The sequence below is a fragment of the Poriferisphaera sp. WC338 genome (genome assembly GCF_050931845.1).
Taxonomy (GTDB): Bacteria; Planctomycetota; Phycisphaerae; order Phycisphaerales; family Phycisphaeraceae; genus Poriferisphaera.
In genome coordinates, this window is sequence record NZ_CP194516.1 from 1,686,591 (window position 1) to 1,711,558 (window position 24,968).

The window sequence follows — 24,968 nt, forward strand, 5'->3', positions numbered from 1 at the left end:
TGCAGAAAATGAGTGACGGCATTAGGCGCGTTTAAGCTTTTCGCGGATAAATCGGGCGCGTTCGATGCGTCGTTCGGCGGGGTCCATCTCGCGGCCCGCTAATCTTTGTAGGTGCGCCGGCTGAGTGAGAATGAACAACTCATTGATCATGCGCGTGTCGAGCAATTCGATGCGTCCGAGGTTTACACCAAGCCGCAGGTGCGAGAGAAGTTGTAAGACTTCTTCAGTGCCCATGACGCGGGCGCTGTTGAGGATGGCCCAAGCTCGCCATATCTTGTCATCGAGCTGCGCTTCACGCTGTTGAAGAAGCGCCTGTCTGGCTTGATGTTCATACGCAATGATTTGCGGCACGACTGTGGTTTCAAAGTCAGCGAGGATTTCAAGTTCGCTTTTGCCGAGGGTGGTTTGATTGCTGATCTGGTAGAGGTCACCGACGGCTTCAGAGCCTTCGCCGAAAAGGCCGCGGACAGCAAGGTGCATGTCACGTGCAGCACGGCGGACCTTTTCGATCTCGCCGGTGAGTTTTAGTGCGGGTAGATGAAGCATGACGCTCACACGGATGCCGGTACCAATGTTGGTTGGGCAAGCGGTGAGATAGCCAAAGCGATTCGAGTAGGCATAGTCGAGCTTGGCTTCGAGCAGGTCATCGATATGATCAATATGTCGGAAGGCTTCGGTGAGTTGCAAGCCGCTACGAAGCACCTGCATACGCAAATGATCTTCCTCGTTGATCATGATGGCGAAGGTTTCATCGGTGCTGGCTGCGACAGCACGCGGATGATCATCCGCGATGTGCGCATGTTGCTTGCTAATCAGATGCCGTTCAACCAAGAGTTCGCGGTCGAGTTTCGGGCTTTCGAGCATGTTGATCCATAGCACATTGTCATCTAGTTTTTGCTCGATGATATTGCGGTGGCAAAGATCGTAAATTTCATGCTGCTGACGTTCGTTGGCTCTACAGACAAATGGGAAGCCTGCCAGATTGCGTGCAAGCCGGATGCGGCTTGAAATCACCACATCGTTACTCGGGCCAGTGCCTTTGAGCCATTCGCCAGCATGGTCGGTCATCTTGCTGATACTCATTCCGGCGACTCCTCAAAGGTTTTGATGTCGTCACGTAGGCGGGCTGCAAGCTCGTAGTCTTCCGAGGCCACCGCATCATCTAGCTTTTTGCGCAAATGCAATAGTTGTGTCTGGCGATGTTCATCTGCCCCTGCCCTGACCGGCACTTTGCCGATGTGGTACGTGCCACCTTCATGGGCACGTTCGAGGAGCGAACTGATTTGGCGTTCAAAAACCTTGTAACAGTTTGGGCAGCCAAGCAGTGATTTTTCGCGGAACAGGCTGAAAGTCATGCCACATTGTTCGCACTCTGACCCGGAGAGTGGGTTGCCAGATGTGGCTTGTGGATTGTCGCTTTCAGGCTCATCAGATGCATGGAGTTTGACGAAATTGGTGAGTAGCTCATTGATCGGCGGTTGCACGGCTTTGATAGCGATGCCTTCCTCGGCGGCGTGCTGATCGCACAGGTGCTTCTCGATCTTCTGGCTGCCCATGATCTCCACGGAATGATGGGTCGCGGGCCGGTCGCATTTGTCGCATTTTCGTTTCACGTCAGCCACTACCTCCAAGGCTGAGAACAATTCTCCAACTCACGCTTAATTCTAAGGTTGAGTGGCCGGGGCTTCAACGAGCGGGGCAATACAGATAGCTATTCTCGTCGAAATAAGGGCGTGCAAGGCCGAACAGGCTCGGTCTGTCATAGTTATCGGCCATCAGGCCCATCAAGAATGACTCAAGGTGTGGGGTTTGACTGGTTGATGGTGAGGATCAGATTGCCGCTTCCGGATCGAAACCCTTCCAGATCAAGGCTCACATATGTGAATCCCGCCGCCTTTACGGCGAGAATGATTTGGTCGCGTAACTGGTGCTCGAGGATAGATCGCTTTAAGTCGTTTTCCTGAAGCTCGATACGGGCGAGTGAATCGTGGTAGCGCACGCGGAAGCCAGAGAGCCCCAGTGTTTGAAGTGCGGTTTCGGCGTTTTCAATCTGAGTCAATCTTTCTGGGGTGACAGGCGTCCCGTAGGGGATGCGGCTGGCCAAGCACGCAGCGGCTGGCTTGTCCCAGTTCGGCAAGCTGGCTTTTTGTGCGAGTCTACGTACATCTGTCTTAGTGAGGCCAGCATCGAGTAGCGGGCTAACGATTTTCGCTTCAGATGCAGCGGTGAGGCCCGGCCGATGATCACCGGTGTCGTCAGCGTTGGTTCCGTTTGCAAGATATTTGATGCCGAGCTTCTCCGCCAAAGCGATCATGTCTGTGTAGAGATGCGACTTGCAAAAATAGCACCGGTTTCCTTGGTTTGCTTGGTAATCCGGGTCGTGCTGCTCATTCGGTTGGATGGTGTGGAGTTGGATATCCAGTTCGGTGGCGAGTGAGATGGCGGCTTCTAGCTCACTTCGAGGCAAAGAGGGAGAATCTGCAATGACCGCTGGTGCAGCCTGCTTGCCAAGCGTTTTGCGAGCCGCCCAAGCGACGAGGGTAGAGTCAATTCCGCCTGAATAGGCTGTTAGTAGGCTGGGGTAGCTGTGGATCTGAGTTTTAAGGCGAGTGAGATGATCGTCGTGTTCTGTTATGGCTTTCACGAGTGTATTGTATCAGACATGCAGAGGCTGCAGTGGCGGCGAATGGGAAGCGATGTGTAAGGTGTTGTGGCATAGGTTTATAGGTATGTTGTAGGCTAAATTATTTCTCCACAAATCGGGCAACCCGTGCCGAAGCCAGCTTGCCTTTGGTCAGAATATTGTTATTCTTTTTCTCCTAACTCGTCTGCACGAGTAGCTCAATTGGATAGAGCACCGGTCTACGGAACCGGCGGTTGGAGGTTCGAATCCTCCCTCGTGCATTTTTGATAAAAGTCTCTGAGAGATCGGAGGCTTTTTTTTCGAGTACCTATGTAATCGTTTTCTCATAATTTCATTGAATATCAGTGTGCTAAGATAAATGATCCCGAGAGGGACTGTAAGATTTAGATTATCGTAAATATTTATAAAAAAATGAATTACATGGATATTGATTGTGCGAGTAAAATGTCAGATGAAGTGGTTGACGGCGGATCTTTCGCATGATATTCTTGTAATCGTTTGCTTTTGGGTTTTATGCCTGATTATGCCCGTTACCCATTTCTTGCATGACGGGTTGTGAGATAAGAGGTTCCTCCTATCTGTTGATCTGGTTCTAGCTCATATAGCAATAACTGTGATTCAGGATTCGATGTCAAACGAAGGAGAACAGGATGAAGCGAATTTTACTAAGTGCCGCAGCATTGACAGCGTTGCCATTATTGTCGCATGTGGAGGCGGCAACCATCGTTACTGGTGAGATGGTTGAGAATGGTAGTTTCGTTGGTGCAAACAACACAGAGCGTTATGCAGGCTGGACCGGATGGCGTGCGGGTGGGACGAAAGAGAACTTGGTTTTTGATGCTAAGGGTGTAGATTCGAATGGCGGCCTTGGTAGTGCGGGCTTTTTTTCTGCGAAGAAGCAGGCATTGTCTTGGACGGCAGATACCGCCATCACCAGCGTGGGAGGTTTCGATGCAACGACAGCGATGCTTACTGATATCGTGCTGAATGATGTGTCGTTTAAGGTAAGTGCTGTGCTTCAGGCTGGAGATGAGTTAGACGTTGAATTCTATGTCGAAATGGATGTTAAGACGGCTGACGGAAATGAGTATCGAGCTGGAACGAATCGCATTTCAATGGGTAAGGACAATTTCCCGCCTGCAGGGACTTTGGCTCTTGGCGGGATTAATGATTGGGCTGCTTACGGTGATTATGATGGCAACCCATTTGATGGTGGCGCAGGCATTGCATTGGCAGATATCACGGATATTACCTACAAGCTTGTGATGCATGTGATTACGCCTAATAGCGATTCCACAAGCAGCATGAAAACCGTTTTCCTGATCGCTGATGACGTGAGTGCAACCTATACTGTTGAGATTCCTGCGATACCTGAGCCAGCATCTCTTGCATTGATCGGTCTTGGCGGGCTTTTAGTGATGGCGCGTCGTACTAAATAAAATGAATAGTTGAATAGATTATTATTGCAGGTTCGTCCAATATGGGCGGGCCTGTTTTTTATGTCAGCTGCCATCATTTCTGCAGAATGAATTGCCATGTTGTATGTTTGGGTAATTTCTTATGTCAATTGGCTAGTATCAGTTCATGTGTTCATTAGTAAAGTTTCGAGTCGCAAGAAGTAAGAAAGTAGTAATGGTTCGGTATATCTCGTGCCATGAAAAACTATTGCAAAGGTCGCTTCAATTGATAAAGCGATGCATAAAGAAGCATCGCCTTGGGAGTTGAGTTTGATACATATACATACATATATAATGGGTTGGGTTGATATTCTATGGGTTAGATCGTTGTTTTCGTTTTTGCTTTGACCTTGCTTTGCGTTGGGCGCTGCGCGCTTTCATTTTAGCTAGTTGTTTCTCAGTCATCATGCTTTCTTTGGCTGGATAATGATCGAGAAGAGCCTGTTTCATTTTGAGGTGGTCGTCGCGCATTACAAATGCTAGTAAAAGTGGGTCACTAGTTTCATTCATCCACGTTTGTAATTGGTTGCGCATGGCTACAATGTTTGTTTCCATAGACGTATTGTTAATCAGATTCTTCGTGCATCCAGGATCGGCCTGCAAATCATAAAATTCTTGTAGATCACGATGGCGATAGACTCGGACTCGTTCGGCAACATATGAATCGTGTGCTGCGGCTTCGTCCATCGCTTTCATCGTAAGTCCTTCATTGTTGTTGCGATAGGTGTAGTCTTTTCCTGACCATGGGTTAAAAATATAGCGATATCGTTCATTTTCAATAGCCCGCATCGGTGAGGCTGGGCCGCCGATTTTGTAATCAATTTGTGTGAATACAACTTTACGGCCAGAATCGGTTTCGCCACGTAAAAGTGGAACCATTGAGCGTCCGTCCATGCCGCCCGGATTTGATATTCTCGCTGCATCTAAGAATGTTGGAAAAAAATCAACTGATGATACGAAATGTTGATTGTCAGTGCGTCCGGGTTTGACTACACCTGGCCATCTCACAAAACAATTGGTTAAGGTGCTAGGTAAGTACGCATTGGCCTTTGCAAAAGGGAATGGAGAGCCATTGTCAGAGACAAAGAGCACGAGCGTATTGCCTGCCATGCCACTTTCTTTTAGCGCATCCATGACGCGGCCAAATGTATCATCTAGCCGGCGTACCGAGTTGTAGTAATGACTCATCTCAACGCGGATATCAGGTAAATCAGGCAGAAATGCTGGTATGACTACATCTTCGGGAGAGTAAAGCTTCGAGGGCTTTGCAGCATTTCTCAGTGGTTTGTCGGGGTTATGAAATGGTCGGTGTGGATCGTGTGAATTGACCATGAAATAAAAGGGTTGTCTAGATTGTCGGCATTGTTTGATGAATTCGACACTGTACTGATAGTACTTTTCAGGATCCCGCCCTGCCCCGAGATCGGGATAATCTTTTGTGTAATCCCATTCAAATTCTTCATCCGGAGTGGAATGGTTAACCTTACCTAGCACACCGACTTTGTAGGTTGCATCTCGGAATGTTTGCATGACTGTCGGGATAGGTTTTTTCATGTGGAAGAATCCCATCATGCCACTACGGTGACCGTATCGTCCTGTCGCAATGATTGATCTGCTTGGCATACAGATCGGCATATTCATATGGGCACGTTCGAAGCTAATGCTTTCTTGAGCAAATCGATTTAGATTTGGAGCTAAATCAGGTTTTTGGGTAATGGCTTCGTAACCAAGGTCGTCTGCTGTAAAAAGTAGTACATTCAATGGTTCTGCAGCATAAATTGATGATATTGATGTTAAGGAGCATGCTAAAAGGCATGTAGATGTGACAAATGAAGGTTTGGTCATGTTAAACATCTACGATCTCCAATTGGATATTGATCAAAGGTTAATATAGAATTTTATTCTACATTATAGTATTATTTTTATAAAGAAAATTTCATATTAAATAATGAATTAAATAGCTTTATTAAAAGTGTTTAATCGTACATATATGATGAAAGAAGGGTGTAATAATTTACATTTTTTAATATATAAAAATCATCTTTAATTAAATATAAATTAAATGTACATTATTCATATAGCATATATCATATAGAAATTACTTAATTCAATCTTTGAACTATCTGTGTGATAACTATCTCTTTTTGATCAGGAAGTATCCATGAAGCGTGTTTTTACGAAAACCTATATGGCTTTTGCAATAGGGACCACCAGCTATTCATTTGCTATGGCTGAATCGCAATCTAATCTTGTCGCATCAAGCTCATATCCAAATGTCGTTGTTATTTTTGCTGATGATATTGGCTATGGTGATTTGGGTTGCTATGGCGGTAAGATTCCAACACCTAATATTGATCGTCTCGCACACGAAGGAATGCGATTCACAGATGCACATTCTGCTGCGTCGTTGTGTGCACCATCACGGTATAGTATGCTGACCGGCAACAATCCATATCGTAATGGGCGCCCAGGTGGTTCATGGAACATCAACCATAGCTCAGGTTTTTCATTGAATGGTGATGTGAAACAGGCTGGCCGACATATTACTGCAGCGGAAATACTACAACGGGCGGGATATCGCACTGCTTTCTTTGGGAAGATGCACCTCGGAGGTACGGTTTATGATCATGATGGTAAACCGATCCGCAAGCAGGACCAAATACATAAAATGGATTATGCACGAGGGATAGATGATGGGCCGAATGAGCATGGGTTTGATTATTCCTTTGCGCTACCAAGTGGTGTACAGCACGAGCCATATGCCTTTTTTGAAAATGGCAAGTACGTACCAATCAATCAAGCTGATAAAGCTGATAACAGTAGTACACGTCTATGGACGAATGGTAAATATCATATGGGAAACAATGGTACTTCAGAGATTGTTGAACACCCAGTCAAGAGTCCGGGGCGTGGCGATAAAGCCTATGATTCGAGCCAGGTCGGAATCATTCTTTCTGATAAGGCGATAGCGTTTATTGATCAACATCAAGAGATGAATCGTAAGAGCGAGAAGGCTTCGCCATTCTTACTATATTATGCGAGCCAAGCGATCCATGTGCCGCATTCTCCTCCGCTTGATTTTGATGGAGATTCATCAGAGATCAATACGCCGGTTGAAGGAGTGACAGGTGGAGAAACATCTGACATGGTATATGAATTGGATCTTCAGGTTGGCAAAATTATTGACAAGTTGGAGGAAGAAGGATTGCGCGAGAATACCATGATTATCTTTACGAGTGATAATGGGGCATTATGGCCAAATGTAACGAAGTATGGTGATCCAGATCATGATAATAATGGTGTGTTTAGGGACTATAAAGCATCTGTTTACGAAGGTGGCCATCGTGTTCCAATGATTGTGAGTTGGAAGAATGGTGTGATGGGTGAGTGGATGGTCGAGCCGGGGAGTACGTGTGATCAGCCTGTAATTACGCATGATTGGGTGGCGACAATGTATGAATTGACCAATCAGAATATGGATGCAGATCAAGCAATGGATTCTGCTTCCCTAATGCCAATATTTAGGGATCCAAGGGAATCAATTCACAATGTAATCATCTATCAGGATGGATATGCATACGATGGTGCAATCCGCCAAGATGATTGGGTACTTCTTGTGGATCGTGAAAATAAAGCGACGGAACTGTATGACTTGAAGAACGATATTGGGCAAAAGAAGAATCTTATCAATGAGTCGGATCATAAACAACGCATCATAAGAATGAAAAAACTATTCCTTCGCCATAATGATCATAAAGACCAGACGTTTAATGAGCCGAGGACGACGAAAAAGGTAACGGCCAAGCAGTAAGCCTTGACCGTTATTGTGAACAAACGTGCTTTTATAATTTCTGTCGCTAAAAGTTATTTGACAAACAGCGGTACAATGATGTTAGCGAAATCTTGTATTGGCTTGTTGGTTGCGTAGTAACTGGTGTAAACGGTGATGAGATCGATCTCAGGGATCATGAAAATGAATTGGCCACCAGCCCCTCGAGCTGAGCGAACTCGAAATGTTTTACCTTTCACATTGATTGTATTGCTCCACCAGAAATAGCCGTACTGATGAGGTTGGTCATGATTTGTGTGGATAGCTGTTGCTTTTTTGATCCACTCGGAATTAAGGATTTGCTTGTCATTCCATTGACCTTGGTGAGCCGTCATCAGGCCGATCTTTAGCATGTCGCGAGAACGCAATTTCATTCCAGCTGCAGCTTTTTCAAGACCACAGACCGATTTACCAAATGAATATTGCTTGATTCCCATTGGGCCAAATAGATAGGTATCACAAAACTCACTTAGTTTCATCCCCGTGGTGTTATAGAGAATATGCGAGAGGATATCGAGATTAGCGCCATCATACTTATAAGTTTTACTATTAGGGATTGGTGTTGTAAGTGAAAGATAGAGTTCTGCATGGTTGTTTTTGTTGATTCTAGATTTACGGTCCTTAGGTTTATAGCGGATGCCAGAACTCATGGTCAATAGATCACGAATGGTGATTTGATCAGCACCTACCGCAATATTCCTTACATCAACTTCTGGTAGGTATTTCAAAATAGAAGCATCTTCGCTACTAATCTTTCCAAGCTCAATCGCTTTGCCGATCGCGTGAGACATAATGCTTTTGGTAATGGACATCTGGTAATGCGGGCGATCGATGTGTGCATCTGCAAAGTATTCTTCAAGGATTAACTTTCCATCTTTTGCAATGAGAATACTGTCAATATTACCAACAACTTTTGGGGCCCATTTACGATTTACTTTGTGCTGCTTGTTTGGTACCCCTTTGCCAATACGGAATTGTTGATTGTTCTTTTCTATTTGATTTAGATAGGCAACAATATTTGTTAGATTGCCATATTCTCTCGCATCACCGATTGATAAATTGTCGGTAAGTTTCACTGGAATGGTATATTCTATTTGCCCACGCTCAACAAATTTCTCGCGATCAACGAATGAGAATTTAGAAACGACATTCAAAGTTGCGGTTTCATCAGCTGTGCCATCCGTTTTAGCGAAAACAGATGGCGTGATTATGGTGCCGAGGAGCATAGTTATTAAAAAGCAATAGGTCATATTTTCTTTGTATCTATAAATAGACATTGATCTTCCTGTGGATTCTGTGTGATGTTGGTGTGACGGATGGCAATAGATGTTATTGTTTCATTTCAGGCCGATTCCAATCGACGGGTTTATAGCTTTTCGGTTTCTTTGGCTTGTTTACAATGACGGCTTCATCATCAGATGAGAAAAGAGGCCAATCATCCGTCCTGAATGGTGAGGCGGGTATACCTTCCTTGTTATAGAGAAGATTACGCTGAGAAGGATTCATGGCCCATGCGTAGCGTGCGGCAACTGGCTGCTTAACCTCATGTGAAGAAAGGGTTACGGTATTGTTGATGATTGCTGCATCAGCCCAGTGCCATCGTCGATCTTTGCCGGCAATTGCAAAAGTATTTAATGGGCCTTTCTTACCGGCCATAAGCCCGCTACCAATAGAATCAAAATGTAGCACGATCGTAGCGCCATCGATCGTTTGTTTGATGAGATGTGGTCCGCTACTAACGAGATCCTTGCCGTATGTACGATTAAGTGCGAGATAAGCAAGGCGGAGGCCGATTGGCTTTTTGTTTTTAGGATGTAATGCAATCGCATCGCCAGTATCGATTGAAACAGCCATGCCAGTATTCGGTAATTCATTGTCGACTAACCGCATCATCTCACGATTGACAGCCCATGTCGCTTCAATTCCTTCGACAGGTTCAGTTTGCGGTGGGTTCCAGCTCGGAAGTTGCGTGAAGTAGAATGGAAATTCATCGTCGATATTTCCATCAGACAATTCATGCCAGGATGACCGGTAATGGTTAATCATGAGCGGTAGTTGTATTTTGTAATTGAGGGCTTGAGGAACTGTTTTTGAATTGCGTTCACCCTGATACCAAATTGCGCCACGGATACCATATGGTCTGATGGGGTAAATCATGGCGTTATAGATATGACCGGGATACTGATGGCCCATGTTAGCAGGCTTTGTAATAATGGGTGGTGTTAGTGTGCGGTATGCATTCTTCATGGTTTCACCGCGGTCGATTTTATCATTGTAAGCTGACAGTTCTTGATTGAATTTGGTTATTGCAGATTCTGGTGTGACACCATTCTTGATAAGCCGTTCGCTGGCAGTATTCTTTTCATTGATCAATTGTTGTGTTTTAGGGTCATGCTTCTGTATGTCATAGGGCATCCAACCTTCGATAGGCGTGCCGGCAAAAGCTTGAACGATAATGCCGATAGGAACGTTTAAATCTGTATGTAACTTCTTGCCAAAGTAGTATGAGACAGCTGATGTGGCTGCTGCGGATTGGGGAGTGCAAGGTTTCCATTTCGCGAGTCGATCTCTCGGTATATCTAAAGGCTCATGCCAGTGCTCTCGTGCAGATTTAAAGATGCGGTAATTGGGGTAGTTTGCTGATGCCGCTTCGTCTTCGCCGTTAAAAGTATTTCCTAATGACCATCCCATATTTGATTGACCTGCACAGAGCCAAACTTCACCGACCGCGACATTGTTGATTTTTACAGTGTTGTTGCCTCTGACAGTAAGAGTGAAATCTGTGCCATAGTTTGGTGTATCCAGCAATAGTTTCCACTTACCATTAGATCCTGTTACCACGGTAGAGGTTGCCCCCCATGAAGCGTTGATCGTAACTTTCTCACCAGGTTCAGCCCACCCCCAAATGGCATTTTTAGTTTTCTGCTGCAAAACCATATTGTCACTGAAAATTGTGGGCATCGAGATTCTGGCTGAAGCAGTATGCAAGAAACTAAACAACATTAATATGGGTAGAATGTGTTTCAGCATAATCAAGCCTTGGAAGATGTTTGATAAAATTTTGTAATATATGATCAGTCAGTTACAGCTATTGCGTCGCATTAAAATCAAAAGTATCGGTTCTGAATGGTTGAGCTGGGAGTCCTTCAGAATTAAACAAATTGCAAAGCGGAAATGCTTTAAAGGCATAGCGGACTTTGTGTATCAGCGATACGTTTTCAGACCAAACAATAATACTATTGGTAGTAGTGATTGCAGCCAGAGCAGGATAGAATTTTTTGTCCTTGCCGCAAACTTCAAATCCAGCAAGAATTTCTTTTGGGATAATATGAGCTTCTGTATCAAGTTCAAGATCATCTAATTTTTTGCCAATACGAATATTACGTGATTGAAGGCCAGATCCAACATGATCAAAGGTTAGGATCGCGCTTTTGCCGTGTTTTGTGACATCGATTAATACGGGACCACTCGTTAACGTTTTTTGTTTCTCAAGTGCGATAGCATGGCGTGCGAGGCGCTCGCCAATAGGTTGTTTGTATTTAGGGTGTATATTTGTCTCATGCCCGAGATCAATTGTGACCGTCATGCCGGTATTAGAAAGCTTTAGCGCATGTTCTTGCGATTCACGTTGATATGGCCAAAACTTTGTCCGATTTTTCTGCCAGTCATTACTACCTGAAAAGCCGGGCAATTGAACAAAGAAAAAAGGAAAATCGCCCTGTCCCCATACTTTACGCCAACCTTTAATCGCTGCGGGAAATAGAGTTCGATAAATTTTATAATCGGGCGCATTATTTTCTGCTTGATACCAGATCATGCCTTTGATCTTGAGTCGTGTTAATGGATGAAGCATACCATTATAAAGTTGAGATGGTCGCTTCTGACGATATGTTTCGAGAATCTGTGGTGTCTTAGCATGTTCTTTCGCCCAATTGATTTCAGTCTCATAATGTTTTTGGATTTCGTCATAGTCTGGATGAGATTGCAGTGCACCGAGAGGCATCCAGCACTGAATACCAGTGCCTCCCAGAGAGGATTCAATTAAACCGATAGGGATATTAAGTTCTGTGGTTGTTTTTAAGCCAAAGTAATATGAAACAGCTGAGAAATTTTGTGCGTATGTTCTTGTTGCATGTTGCCATGATTGATTAAATTGAGGGTTGATTACGAAATCTTGTGAAGGTTTTTGAGTTCCACGTGGTGTTTTACTGCGAAGTAAACGGAGTTGGTTCGATTTCTGATATTGCGTTGGCTGAGGGATCGTTTGAAATAGGCCCCATCCCATATTGCTTTGGCCAGCACAAATCCAAACATCGCCAATCAAGATGTCGTTGATCTCTATTTCCTGTTCACGTTTCTGTGATGTAATAAGTAGCCGATGAGCTGTGAACGATGCTTGCATAGCTGGGAAGGTAGCAGACCATTCCCCTTGTACATCTGTTTTGACATGGACGATTTTTCCATTGAAATGTACGTCAAATTCCTCATATGGCGTTCCTGCTCCAAAAAATTCAATAGGTTGATCCCGCTGAATTACCATATGATCCGTAAAGACAGAATTGAGATCTACTGCATGGGTCTGCAATACAAAGATCAGAGACATGATGAGAGCAACATAATGTTGATGTATGGTCGATTTCATTTTATAACTCTTTTTTTACCACACAGATAGTGCTATATTGTCTCATGCTATTTGACTGGATAATGAATAATCATTTCATGTACTTCCTGATTCGAAAGATCATTAATGATAGTTTTGTCGATAACAATTCCGGCTTGGCGATAGGGTTTGGGGTGCTGATTTTGATGAGGAGTGGATTTTCCATCAATGGTGACATGGATTGAATTATCTGTACTGGCTTTATATGTGATGTTAAGAAGCTTATTGAAAAGATTAATGCGGCAAGATGTGTTATCAAAATCTTGATTTAAAATAGGGTCGATGACGAGGTTACCAAAGTGTCTTGAGATACCCAATAAGTTTTCAATCACAAGGCGTATATAAATTCCAGGTCCAGAGGAATAGATGCGCCAACCACCACGTACAGGCACGTCTCCGGTCATTACCCGATCGTAATACTGCGAAGCTTCTTCACGATTGCTGAAGGCTGCATCTGAACTACTGAAATAGGCATTAGCTTGTCTGGGCGCACTATTGGGAACAGATTTGTTCAGCTGAATTGAGCACGCCTGTAGAAGAGCATGTATCAATTCACTAGCCATGCCTCGTTCTGAGAGTGATTCAGCATATCGAAGGTGAGCATGGACATATTGCAAGCCGATTTCTCGTCCGAAAGATGCTGCTGATTCCGCACGCTGGAATATAACTTCTGATCCACCGCGATATGTCGGTGGCTTACTCATTAAGCGTGCACCATCGGGTGCGAGCAAGTTCTTGCGAATGTAGGCTGCATGTGTTTCAGCCTGCTTAGGCGTAAACATTTCGCTCAAGATCCCACGAATCATGGGGAGTAGACGGTAAGCAATGCCGGTTCTTTCATCTGAGGGATGTAACAATAGATCAGGCTGATGAGATTGGTCGTTAAACAAAGCGAAGCCTGCAACGCAATCGTCACGTATAAGATGCTTATTAAAATCAGCTTTAATTTTCTTTCTTAATGTAGGAATGCTATCTACCCAGTGAAGTGTGATATTTGCATGTTCTAGTGATGCGTGAAGTTCGCCTAATGCCTGATAAAGAAGTTCAACGGTCCACGTACTAACCATATTTTCACGGAAGCGTTCATCTGCTGGCTGAAGTGAATCATTCCAATCGCCATCACCGTATCGTATAAGTGCGGTACCTGTAATACAGCTGTTTGTGATGATTTCGATACAGCGAGCAATATGATCGAGAATGGTTATGCTAGAATTATTTTGCCGATAGAAAGGTACTGACTCAGTTAAGATTGAGGTATCACCGGTACGTTGAATATAGTGCGCGATGGATTTCAGCGGCCAAACAATAATATCACCGTGACAATCCGCTTGGCGAACTGTTTCATAGGGTTTAAACATAAACCATTGTGGCCATTGTCCACTTTCATAATCTTGCTCTGCATAAACTTGACAAATAATCTCACGAGCTTCTTTATCGTGTCCTAGTGCAAGTAAAAACTCAACCGGCCCTTGCAGGACGTCACGTACGCCCCATGCTGCTCCGCCAAATTGTTCCAAACCATGCGGAGAACTCAAATGAACCATTGCGTTGTGCTTATACCACTGCAGGCAATCATCTAAGATTGCAACTGTTTCATTTGTTTGATTCGAGAGGTGAATGGGGTTAAGCATCGCTTTTAGTGATGTTTTCACACTGGATTCATTTTTAATGTTAGCAAGATCTTGAAGATCAAATGATATTGACTCTTGCAGATATGCCTTAATCGCGAATACCGGGTAGTTTTGACGGTCACATTTATTTGTAAGTAGTTCATCTCCGCCAAGAGCTTGTATAGATGACGTATCCTTAAAGGAGAGTTGTATTCGGGTAGCAGGTGAAGTTTCATGAAAAGGCGTCTGTGTTTGGTGGCTAAATTGAATGGTTTTTTCTTCATGATCGATGGCAATGGTTGCAGATTGATCGTATTCATTTGCACCCATTAGAACATCACCAAAAATTAGAAGTTCACACGGTTCGCCTGTAGTGGAGCGGATATTAAATCGAAATCCTTGGGTGTTATTTTTGGCTTGAATCGTAATGTCTAAGGTTCTTTCTGGTAACGCATAGATCCAGCGGCAACCTTCATGTGTCATTGAATAGATTGAAGGTGTTCCAAGAATTCTGATTTGGTCGTCTACGACAATCGCGATACGTAAGCCATTTATGTAGGCGAGGTCAAGGCTATTGCGGATTGCCCCTGAGAATTTATTAAACGACGTATTGCCTATTGCTACATGTGATGCGAAGATGCCACCGATCCATGATGTGCAGCAAATGTCATGTTTAGATGGAAGCAATTCGGAGGCGGATCTGAGGATGTGGCCATGTGACCGCATGACCGATGCTTCTTTATCTGCAATGACAACATGCTCATGATCATTGCAGAAAAATGACCAAAGATTTTCACCGCTATATTCTTCATGTCGCCACGGTTCAGGAAAATACTTTTTTAGGTCAGAAGCTGTCGGTTTAGTGCCATGTATGCGTTGTATTTTGATTGGTCCTGGTAGGACTGCATTGAATATTGGGGTGATATCAGTATGTTTAGTTGGCCAACGTTTCATATGTTCAAGCATCATCGTTGCTTGAATGCTCGAAGTAGGTTTGGGCTGATCGGGTTGTACAAATGCATGGAAAGTACAAGACCACATGCCATGATTTGACATGGTTGTAGGTTCAGATTGCAGTATGGCTGAAGCAAATTCATATTGATTCTTAATTGTTGGTAGTACTGTTTTTTTTATTGATTCAGGTGTATTGGTAATACGGTATGATGTGCCATAAAAATCGTAGGCATCACTCATCACTGCGGCGCACTTACCATCGATCGCATGTGTCACGCTCGGATATTTGCCAGATTGCGATCTATTCTGACGGGCAGTGATCATTCTTCCATTATTTGGATGATCATGAATATAGTGATCAATGTATTGAGATAAGTATGCTTCGTTCGAGCGAATGGTATCACGTGTAGCAAGTCCGATGTCTTGTATTAGAATCGCATCGTAACGAATATCTTTATCGTATGAGCCGTGAATTTTAACTTGCCATCGCCATGCTGTTTCGGTTTTATGCAATTCAAATATGATTTCATATCGTAGGTTGTTCCAGTCACCATGCCAGTAGAAAGTTCTATCATCACAACTGAAATGGCAATGGTGCTGAGGGCCAAGAATTTGATAGTATTGAATTTTATCGTTTGTATGCTGACGAATAAAGATTGAAGTAATGCCACCAAAAATTGGATGAGCCAACTGCTGATTGACCATGATTGACTCATGTTCAATGGCATAGACATGACCGTTTGGTAATGCAGAAATCTTCATACCAGCGTTATTGCTTAGTGTTTGAAGATTGAAACCGGTTTCATCACAGCACGTAAATGTTTCAACTGCTTGATTCAAAATCATATCTTGAGACATAGTCTTACTTTCTTGTTTTGGGTATTCCTAATGGGCTATTTTATTAATCTCAAAATACCCAACTCCACAGACTTCGCATTTTCTTTAAAATGCCATTCAGTTTTGCCCGCATCTTTCACGCTCGTTTGATTGACTACTGGGCTAACACCGAGCTTAAGTCCTTTACGCGGCTTAATACCAAGATCTTTCCATTTGATTGCACAGCGCACAGTAAAGCCGCGTTTGTCCTTTCCGGTTATTATTGATGCCGAAAATGATTTTCGTTTGCGAAACCATTCATATGAGCGGTTTGGCGGCGCAAATCCAATTTGCCAGTCTTCCTTATTCTGCCAGCGTAATCCATTATTTTGTGGGTCGATAAACAATTCAATGCAGTCATCATTAAATAATTGAGTTGCTGGATATTTGTTACGTAGCTTCATCCCTGTGAGTTTTGCATGAAACACGAGCTCTTCGGTATTCCATGTAAACGCAAACTGTGAAATACCTTCGCCATTTAGAACCATGGTTTGCCAGTCGCGTTTTCCAACTATATGATCTTCACTCCAATGGGCTTGGGCGATAGGTCTTTGCGATTGGCTGAGATCTCTTAGTCCGGCTTTTTTAAAGAAAATTGAATTTGTTCGATTGTGACGTTTTTCACTCGGTGTAATTTTTCGAAAGTTCGCGAGTGACATAGCTTGTTTGATTTCGAGATTCTTTTGAAAGACGTTCCAAACAAAACGATCGTTCTGATTTTCAATCATCAGAAGCGTGATGCCAACATCAATGCCTAAAACTTTATCCGCATACCATTTTGTGTGTGGATTAAAGGAATCGACGAAGCCATAGCGTTTCCATGCTTTTGCTTTATGCTTTTTATACATGTTGTAAAGCGTAGGGATGCAGGTTTCCGGGGCAAAGGGGATTGATCCGCCAGGCGCGCAAGGTACGATACTGCCGTCCACTGGTGGAGAAACAGTTTCTGGGGGACCACCCCAAACCATATAGCCATTTTCGCCTGCGGCTGCAGTCAGACCCCACATGTACTTAGTATAAAGTGGGAAACGCTTGGCGAGATCAACCGAGAATTGCTGTTGGGCGAGTGTAGCTAAACGTGAATTGGCCCAGTAGTTTGCATAGTCATCACGCTTGTTTTCAAAATCAATCCATGCGTGTGAGTATTGGTGCGTGAACAATGGTGGGCATTCAATAAACGTGTATTTACCATACTTGATGATCTTGTTGCGACTCCATGCGTCCCATGCATCTGGTTCGATTGGGTGAGTCGGTGATCCCATGGCAAGAATATAGATGAGCATAAGTTCGTTATAGTGAGACCATCTCGCACTCAGAAAACCTTTTTCTGGTTTCCAGCCCATGGTCAATGTTTTCTTGCCGTTTTGCATCCACTTCCAATCGATTCGGTTGTAGATACGCGTGGCAAGTTCTTTAATTTCTTTGTTTTCAAAATGTTCGCGTGCAGTCAATACGCCAGCGAGAAGTAATGCGGTGTCAACACTTGAGAGTTCGCAATCCCAAGCTCGCTTCCCTGTTTTCATGTCTAGAAAGTGATAGAAGAAACCATGCTCTGTTTCAGCTTCATTAGCGAAAAAACGTAGCGTAGTGAGTGTGCGTTGTTTAAGTGCTTCATGTGATTCCCATTGCCTTTCGTCAGCGATACAGTAAGCAGTTAAACCGAAGCCTACTGCGGCGATACTTGCGACCTTACTGTGACCTTTTCCATCGGCATCAGCTTGGTCGGGGATCAATCCATTTTCCGGATTGGCTTGCTCCCAAAAAAAACGAAAACTGCGCAGCGAGAGTTCCTGTAAAAAAGCGTGCTGATTTTTCGTTGGGGAGTAGGCAGCGTTAGCCAATTGAGGCATCGCTACGCAGCTTGCTGCTAAGAATAAACACAGTGCAAATTTGAATTGGATCAACATTATGAATAGCCTCGAGCAACAGCAACTTGCGGTGGAATCGTTTACACAAAAGGCAATGCTTCATCATTGGAGAGCTTGGAACACAATAAAGATTTAAAGGGCTAACCGGTGCCGCCGCATGTTTCCCGGACAACAAGCTTGGTTTTAACAAAATATTCTCTTTGTATGGTGTTCGCAGGTTCATTGACTGCTTGAATAGCAGCATCAACCGCGAGCTGACCAAGTTCATCAAATGGAACCGATACACTGGTTAAGCTTAAGTGTTTTGCGAGTGAGACATCATCAAAGCCGACGACTGCGATATCTTGTGGCACTCTGAGGTTTGCTTCACGAAGACCATCAAGAATTCCAAAGGCCATCGGGTCGTTTAATGCAAAGACTGCGTCTGGAAGTTGCGGATGTGATCTGATGTGTGAGCGAATTAGTTCGTACCCACTCATTTCGGTAAAGTCGCCTTCCCAAATCAGCAGATCATTTTGTGGGATGCCAAATTCAGCTGCTATCTCGCGGCAAGCTGTTAATCGAGCTTGCGAGTCATGCGTATCGACCGGGCCAGTTGCGATGGCAATCTTGCGATAATCGTGGGTCTTAATCAGATGCTCCATGGCTTCGCGCGTGCCGATCTCATTGTCAATTCCAACAGAAATCGTGTTTGCGCCACTTTCTGGGCGATCTAGCAATACGAGCGGAACCTTGCATCCATCAAGGCTGCGAATGAATCGCGTCGGAAGGTCGAGGTTCATCACAATTAGTGCATCTACGCGCTTTTGCTGTACGTATTTTTTAATAAGCCGCATTTCGCTTTCAGGATCATGTCCGAAAGCGACCATCAGATCGTAATCGTTTAGGGCAGCTCGCTTGTTGATAGATTTCAATACTTCGGTATAGAAGCCGACATCAAGATCAGGAAAGATAACACCGATGCTATCGGTTGCCTCGCGGCGAAGCATTCTGGCGGCAAAGCTGGGCTGGTAATTCAGTTCACGAATTGCGCGCTCGACATGTTTTTTTGTCTCAGGGCTGACCTTGGCTGAACCATTGATTACGCGGGAAACTGTCGCGGTAGAGTATCCAGCTAATTTGCTTACATCTTCTAGCGTCATGTTTATTCTCACTAAATACCGTTAACTTCATTGATTAATGAACAGGCATTGCTGCATGCACTCGAAAGAGAGATCACTTTGCGTTCTTCTTGTTCTTTCTCTTCCTCTGCGGTTTCTTCTTTTGATTGCTTTCACGATTTAAAGCAGGTAGATCGTACTCGTTTCTAAGTTCAGCGAGCTTCTTGTGTAGTAACGCCTGAACATCAGAATACTTGTCATCATTGTAAACACTTTTCATTTCGTTGGGATCCTGTTCGAGATCAAACATTTCCCAAGCTTCATCTGGGTAGTAGTAGTGAATGAGCTTGTGTTTGGCTGTGCGGACTCCTTCAAAACGTGGAAGGTTGTACGCGCCATCATCGTAATAATGGTAATAGATCGCGTCGCGCCAATCAGCGGGAACATCCCCTTTGAGAATATTTGTCAGTGAGCGACCTTGGATTTCATCTGGGATATATCCTCCGGCAGCTTCAATGAAAGTGGGGGCGTAATCGATGTTTTGGATCATTGCTTGAGATCGCGTATTAGGTTGTGTAACACCGGGCCAACGGATAATAAAGGGCATTTTCAGCGATTCTTCATACATCCACCGCTTGTCATTCCATCCGTGTTCGCCGGTGTAGAATCCCTGATCGGAGCTGTAAATAACGATTGTATTCTCAGCCAAACCGGTTTCTTCGAGCCAATTCATAATGCGACCAACATTGTCATCAATTGCGGAAACACATCCCAAGTAGTCCTTGATGAAGCGTTGATATTTGTACTTTTCAAGTGTGATTGGGTCGTTGTATAAGCCAGCACGCTTGTTTTTTCGGTATTCGTTGTTCTTCGGATCATATGCTCGATGGTATAGGCTTCGCTGCTCATTGGTCATGCGCCCAAGGAATTGGAATTTATGCTCGGATGTATTGTATTGGCCTGCAAGCGGCACAATATTCAGGATTGGCTCCTGCATACCTTTGAATTCCATCCATGATTTGCCTGCATAGGGTGAACGATTTTTATAATTATCGAACATGTTTACTGGTTCAGGAATAGTTTGTCCGTCATATTTATTCATATGCCGCGGTGGGGGCACGCGATGGATGTGAGGTGCTTTGAATTGGCACATCATCATAAACGGCTTGCCTTCAGATTTGCTTTTCTTCATCCATTCAAGTGCCTGATCGGTGATCACGTCAGTTGAATAGCCTTCGATGCGACTGGATTCGCCTTTGTGATTGATGAAATCTGGATTGTAATAATGCCCCTGCCCGCCAGCGCCGGAAAGGATATTCCAGTAGTCGAACGCATCATCCGGCATGCCCTTAAGGTGCCATTTGCCAATAAGGCCAGTTTTGTATCCTGCCTTCTTTAATTCTCGAGAAAAAACGAACTGGTTTGAATTCCATCGGGCACCGTTTCCAATCACACCATTCTTATGGCTGTGTTTGCCGGTTAGGATGCTGGCGCGTGATGGACAGCAGATGGAATTAGTACAGAAGCTTTGATCGAAGGTCATTCCTTGGTCTGCAAGGCGATCAATATTTGGGGTCGAATGAAGGCTATCGTTGTAGGCTCCAATGGTTCGCAGGGCGTGGTCATCACTGAAAATAAAGACAATGTTTGGTTTATCAGGGGGGGGGGGCTCGGCGGCGTATAGCAGTGGGGCGGACTTAGCGAGGAGGAGTGAGCTGGCCAGAATGGTGAGCGATGGTTTCTGAAATGCGTACATTATTAGAAGTTCCTAGATTCGAGATAACGATGCAAATATGTGTAATCAATTACATCATATTTCTTGTGCAAATGCAACAGTTGGCGTAGGAAAAAAGACACCCCGGCGGAATCAGAGTCTGGTCATGAATGATTTTCATGGTTTTTAGGCGTTAAAAACAGTTTTTTCATTTTTTTAAGCAAGGTGCTTGAAAACAGTCAGCCAGCCAGTTAGACTGAAATCGATTACACAAGACTGTTTGCTTGGCTCTCGTTTTGCTTGGAAGAAGATTCTTGTATTCAAGTTCATCGAAAAAATTGTTTTAGTTTAAAGATAGTAGTGTATTATGTGGCTTGTGTGTGTAGGGTTTTGATTGCTCAATTGGATGAGCTGGTTTAGGTGAAGCCACATACTACGTCTTTTTTGTTTGAAAACGTTTGCTAGGTTTTACGCCATTTCATCCCCTTTAGCATGATGTAACAAGGAGGAATCCAATGACATCATCTCTGCACAGCATCTCATTCATGAATTCAAATCGTCGTTGCGCATTTACACTTATTGAATTGCTAGTCGTCATAAGTATTATTGCGTTGTTGATAGGTATTTTGTTGCCGGCACTTAGTGCGGCACGTAATACCGCCAAGGATATTCAGTGTGCATCGAACCTTAAAGGGATGGGGGTCGCGAGCCATTCTTATGCCGCGAGCAATGCACAATTTTTACCTCCGGGGATATGGAATAATGGTGGGCCTTTATCTTGGACGAGAATACTTGAGGGCCACATGCAGGGGGCTAGCAACAATACTTCGCCGGGTGACACCTACCACTGTCCGAGGGCTTTGTTGGCTGAAGATGGGACGATTCAGTGGTATGCGAATTACTCTGCGAATGGTTTGCTTTATATCAATCTCAATTTTGATAACACGATTCCGGCTGGGGTGACTTACCGTTTGGATGCAGCAAAGCGTGCGTCTGAAACCATCGGTCTTTTTGATGGAAACCAAAGAACAGATGTTCCGGCTCGGTATGCAAGAGCGATCGCTCGAGCACTTGACGGTTCATCACTGTACACATGGAATGGCTCAAACCCCCATTGGTACAACCCGACTGATACAGATAATGAAGATTTAATCGATCCAGGTCCAAACTTAGATTTTGCCGGGGCCGCGAGTAACAGTCAAAGTAATCTCCGTTTCCGTCACGGCGGCTATAGCCCAGACAGTCCGACTTCGGGTAATGCAACAGTGATGTTTATGGATGGCCACGTTGAATCTCTCGATCAAAAGTCAATCTATAAACGTAATGTACGAGCTGACCAGCCATAATAATGCGTCATGCTTTCTCTGATACGATTTGTAACAAACCTCTCCTTCATTGGAACGGATTGAATCATGGATCATGCTTTTTCTGCTGTGCTTTTATCTTCTATAGCCATTGCTTTGCCGTGTTATGCCGAAACGGATTCATATGCTTCGCAGCCTAATGTCATTTTGATTCTTGCGGACGACCTTGGCTCTAGAGATTTAAGTGTGTTTGGGCATCCGCAGATCAAAACGCCAAATATTGATTCGATCGCTAATGCGGGAGTAACGTTTACCCAGGCATACACGACCGGTGCGGTTTGCGCACCGAGTCGTGCTGGCCTATTGACTGGTCGTTATCAGCATCGTTTTGGTTTCGAGGATAATCCTGGCCCGTTTCGCCGTACACGCGACATCCGAGTAGGGATGGATCTGGACGAGCGGACAATTGCCTCGCGGTTGAAGGCGATTGGTTATACAACAGGTATGATCGGAAAATGGCATGACGGCCCTGATGCGGATTTTCAGCCTCCTGCCCGTGGGTTTGATGAATTCTACGGCTTCAACAACGGAGCGCAGCGTTACCTGAATGTTGATAGCAGTAACACGCCGATGATGCGTGGCATGGTTGAAGAGAAGCATGGTGAGGGCTATCTCACCGATACGTTTGGTGAAGAATCCGCGGCGTTCATTGAACGCAATCACGAGAAGCCTTTTTTCCTGTATCTGTCTTTCAATGCGCCGCATGGCCCTATGACAGCGAACCCTGAAGTGCTGGCGGAATATACGCACATACAGGACAAAGGGCGTCGTGCTTATGCGGCAATGATTGATTCAATGGACAAGGCGGTTGGCAATGTGCTTGAGAAACTTAATGAGCATAAGCTGACAGACAATACTGTGATCATCTTTCTGAGTGACCATGGTGGAGTGAAGAAGAAGAAGGCCTATTGGGGTGATAATGGTCATCTGCGGGGCGGTAAGGGGACGCTTTGGGACGGCGGGCTGCAAACACCGATTTTCATTCAATGGAACGATCGCATTACGCCTGGAAGTACGTACAACAAGCCGGTGATTGCACTCGATTTATTGCCGACGATTGTAGAGGCGTGCGGGGGTGAGATTGATTCATCATGGAAGCTTGATGGGGTGAATTTGTTGCCATATCTGTCTGGTGAAAAGACTGATCGTCCTCACGAGACTTTCTATTGGCGGCAGAATGAGATGTGGGCTGTCCGAGATGGTGATTGGAAAATTCTCCGAGATCGCGGGGCTAAAGTGCCACAGCTTTTCAATCTTGCGCGTGACCCTGGTGAAAAAGTTAATCTCGCCGAAGTTTATCCTGATAAACTAGATGCCATGGTTCAGCTATATGAGGCCTGGGCTGCGGATGTCGAGACACCTCGTTTTGGCTGGTGGAGCAAGATTGGGCCGCGCGTCGAGGATTGATACGCTCCGGCGATTAAAAATTAGATTCGCAAAGGCAGATCGTTTTGAATTTTGATAGTCAAGATTCCGGCTATACTCGCAGCATGATCAAGTGCTTGTTGTTGCTATTGGCATGCTTGCTTCTTTTTAGCTGTGGTCGCAAAGAACAGCACACCAAGGATGGTCGAGTCATCATCCATTACTGGGAAAAATGGACCGGTTTTGAAGGTGATGCGATGCAGTCGGTCATTGATGATTTTAATGCATCGCAGGATCGCATCTTCGTCAAGATGCTCACAGTTAGTTCGATCGATCAGAAGTTTATGCTTGCTGTGGCAGGTGGCAATCCGCCGGATGTGGTGGGGATTTGGTTAAGCAGTCTGCATGTATTTGCGGAACGCGGTGCATTAATGCCCTTGGATCGTATGATTAACGATGCGGGTATGTCGCGCGATGATTACATTCCTGTTTATTGGGATGTTTGTGAGCATCGTGGAATGATGTGGGCTTTGCCTTCTACGCCCGCAACATTGGCTTTGCACTACAATCGTCAGTTATTTATTGATGCTGGGCTTGATCCGGATGTTGCGCCGAAGTCCATTGCTGAGCTCGATGAGATAGCAGAAAAGCTCACCATTGTGCGTGTTACCAGAGACGGAGAATCTATTGAATTGCGCTACACAGAGCTGACTGAAGCGGAACGTACTGCCAAAGAGTTCTCACTTGTTCAGCTCGGTTTCAGTCCTGCAATCCCTGGCTGGTGGGATTCCCTTTGGGGCAATTGGTTTGGCGGTTCGCTATTAGAAGATGGTAACCGCGTTACTGCTGCCTCCGCCGAAAATACAAAAGCGTATAACTGGTATCGCAGCTACATCGATAAATTTGGTTTGAATAATATGCAAAAGTTCGGCCAATCCTTTGGCAACTTCGCTTCGCCGCAAGACCCATTCCTTTCAGGTAAAGTTGCGATGGTTCTGCAAGGTGTTTGGTTGCACAATTTTATTGAAAAATATAATCCTGATATCAATTGGGCTGCGGTCCCGTTTCCAAGTTATGACCCTGAAGTGCTTCCTAATGTGACGCTTGCTGAATGTGATATGCTTGCGATTCCACGCGGTGCATTGCATGTTGAAGAAGCATTTGAATTTATTAAGTATGTGAACTCTCAGAAAGGATCTGAGAAACTTGCGTTAGGGCAAAGAAAGTTTACTCCGCTATCTATAGTTAGCGACGAATTCTATGCAGCGCATCCGAATCCTTATATACGAATGTTTGAGGATCTTGCGCGTAGCCCCAACGTGAGGATAATGCCAAAAACATCGGTATGGCAAGCTTATATGGCAGAAATGAATATCGCTGCGCAGCGCATATTTTCAGATATTACATCCGTTGATGAGGCGCTGAGTGAAGCAGAAGATCGTGTGCAGCAGATGTTAGATCGGGATTTAAAGCGTTGGGAGCGTGTGAAGGATTCTCGTCTTGAGGAATGGAAATCGCGGTTGTGAG

At 44.6% G+C, this 24,968-nt stretch carries 16 protein-coding genes and 1 tRNA gene; 6 read left to right on the plus strand and 11 right to left on the minus strand.

The features are described 5' to 3' along the window. Positions 1 to 21 precede the first annotated feature (21 nt). The 3 genes from ACQ6WK_RS06925 to larE all read right to left on the minus strand — a co-directional run bounded on the left by ACQ6WK_RS06925 (position 22) and on the right by larE (position 2,644). Positions 22 to 1,083, minus strand: a complete 1,062-nt coding sequence (locus ACQ6WK_RS06925; RefSeq protein WP_432800011.1) for a protein arginine kinase — start codon at positions 1,081 to 1,083, stop codon at positions 22 to 24. After that, on the minus strand, positions 1,080 to 1,556 hold the full coding sequence (locus ACQ6WK_RS06930) for a UvrB/UvrC motif-containing protein (RefSeq protein WP_432800012.1): 477 nt from the start codon (positions 1,554 to 1,556) through the stop codon (positions 1,080 to 1,082). The genes ACQ6WK_RS06925 and ACQ6WK_RS06930 overlap by 4 nt, the downstream gene beginning before the upstream one ends. Positions 1,557 to 1,795: 239 nt before the next feature. Next, the gene (larE, locus tag ACQ6WK_RS06935; RefSeq protein WP_432800013.1) at positions 1,796 to 2,644 is read right to left on the minus strand and encodes an ATP-dependent sacrificial sulfur transferase LarE; all 849 of its coding nucleotides are present in this window, start codon (positions 2,642 to 2,644) and stop codon (positions 1,796 to 1,798) included. A 186-nt stretch (positions 2,645 to 2,830) separates the two neighbouring features. Here larE and ACQ6WK_RS06940 point away from each other — a divergent pair. After that, a tRNA-Arg gene (locus ACQ6WK_RS06940) sits at positions 2,831 to 2,904 on the plus strand. A gap of 390 nt (positions 2,905 to 3,294) precedes the next feature. Next, positions 3,295 to 4,083 (plus strand): PEP-CTERM sorting domain-containing protein, encoded by a 789-nt coding sequence (locus ACQ6WK_RS06945; protein ID WP_432800014.1) that lies wholly within the window; start codon positions 3,295 to 3,297, stop codon positions 4,081 to 4,083. A gap of 330 nt (positions 4,084 to 4,413) precedes the next feature. Here the strand turns inward: ACQ6WK_RS06945 and ACQ6WK_RS06950 are convergent, their stop codons facing one another. Then, positions 4,414 to 5,955, minus strand: a complete 1,542-nt coding sequence (locus ACQ6WK_RS06950) for a sulfatase family protein (RefSeq protein ID WP_432800015.1) — start codon at positions 5,953 to 5,955, stop codon at positions 4,414 to 4,416. Positions 5,956 to 6,262: 307 nt separating this feature from the next. Here ACQ6WK_RS06950 and ACQ6WK_RS06955 point away from each other — a divergent pair, with 307 nt between their 5' ends. After that, complete coding sequence (locus ACQ6WK_RS06955; RefSeq protein WP_432800016.1) at positions 6,263 to 7,912, plus strand: sulfatase family protein; 1,650 nt, start codon at positions 6,263 to 6,265, stop codon at positions 7,910 to 7,912. Positions 7,913 to 7,965: 53 nt separating this feature from the next. Here the strand turns inward: ACQ6WK_RS06955 and ACQ6WK_RS06960 are convergent, their stop codons facing one another. From ACQ6WK_RS06960 to ACQ6WK_RS06990, 7 genes are all read right to left on the minus strand, one after another. Beyond that, complete coding sequence (locus ACQ6WK_RS06960; RefSeq protein ID WP_432800017.1) at positions 7,966 to 9,207, minus strand: serine hydrolase domain-containing protein; 1,242 nt, start codon at positions 9,205 to 9,207, stop codon at positions 7,966 to 7,968. Between the two features lie 52 nt (positions 9,208 to 9,259). Beyond that, positions 9,260 to 10,891, minus strand: a complete 1,632-nt coding sequence (locus ACQ6WK_RS06965) for a sialate O-acetylesterase (protein WP_432800018.1) — start codon at positions 10,889 to 10,891, stop codon at positions 9,260 to 9,262. Between the two features lie 127 nt (positions 10,892 to 11,018). Beyond that, positions 11,019 to 12,572, minus strand: a complete 1,554-nt coding sequence (locus tag ACQ6WK_RS06970; protein ID WP_432800019.1) for a sialate O-acetylesterase — start codon at positions 12,570 to 12,572, stop codon at positions 11,019 to 11,021. Positions 12,573 to 12,619: 47 nt separating this feature from the next. Next, positions 12,620 to 16,012 carry a GH36-type glycosyl hydrolase domain-containing protein gene (locus ACQ6WK_RS06975; RefSeq protein ID WP_432800020.1) on the minus strand — a complete coding sequence of 1,131 codons (3,393 nt, stop codon included), beginning with the start codon at positions 16,010 to 16,012 and terminating at the stop codon, positions 12,620 to 12,622. A gap of 35 nt (positions 16,013 to 16,047) precedes the next feature. Further along, positions 16,048 to 17,937 carry a glucoamylase family protein gene (locus tag ACQ6WK_RS06980; RefSeq protein WP_432800021.1) on the minus strand — a complete coding sequence of 630 codons (1,890 nt, stop codon included), beginning with the start codon at positions 17,935 to 17,937 and terminating at the stop codon, positions 16,048 to 16,050. Positions 17,938 to 18,038: 101 nt separating this feature from the next. Further along, positions 18,039 to 19,040 carry a LacI family DNA-binding transcriptional regulator gene (locus tag ACQ6WK_RS06985; RefSeq protein WP_432800022.1) on the minus strand — a complete coding sequence of 334 codons (1,002 nt, stop codon included), beginning with the start codon at positions 19,038 to 19,040 and terminating at the stop codon, positions 18,039 to 18,041. 73 nt (positions 19,041 to 19,113) lie between these two features. Beyond that, entirely contained in the window at positions 19,114 to 20,754 is a 1,641-nt protein-coding gene (locus ACQ6WK_RS06990) for a sulfatase family protein (protein ID WP_432800023.1), read from the minus strand. 503 nt (positions 20,755 to 21,257) lie between these two features. Between ACQ6WK_RS06990 and ACQ6WK_RS06995 the strand changes: the two genes are divergently transcribed. The 3 genes from ACQ6WK_RS06995 (at position 21,258) to ACQ6WK_RS07005 (ending at position 24,967) form a co-directional block, all read left to right on the plus strand. After that, a complete protein-coding gene (locus tag ACQ6WK_RS06995; protein ID WP_432800024.1) occupies positions 21,258 to 22,058 on the plus strand; it encodes a type II secretion system protein in 801 nt (266 codons plus the stop codon). Positions 22,059 to 22,124: 66 nt separating this feature from the next. After that, positions 22,125 to 23,483 (plus strand): sulfatase-like hydrolase/transferase, encoded by a 1,359-nt coding sequence (locus ACQ6WK_RS07000; RefSeq protein WP_432800025.1) that lies wholly within the window; start codon positions 22,125 to 22,127, stop codon positions 23,481 to 23,483. 215 nt (positions 23,484 to 23,698) lie between these two features. Continuing rightward, the gene (locus ACQ6WK_RS07005; RefSeq protein ID WP_432800384.1) at positions 23,699 to 24,967 is read left to right on the plus strand and encodes an ABC transporter substrate-binding protein; all 1,269 of its coding nucleotides are present in this window, start codon (positions 23,699 to 23,701) and stop codon (positions 24,965 to 24,967) included. Position 24,968: the final 1 nt, after the last annotated feature.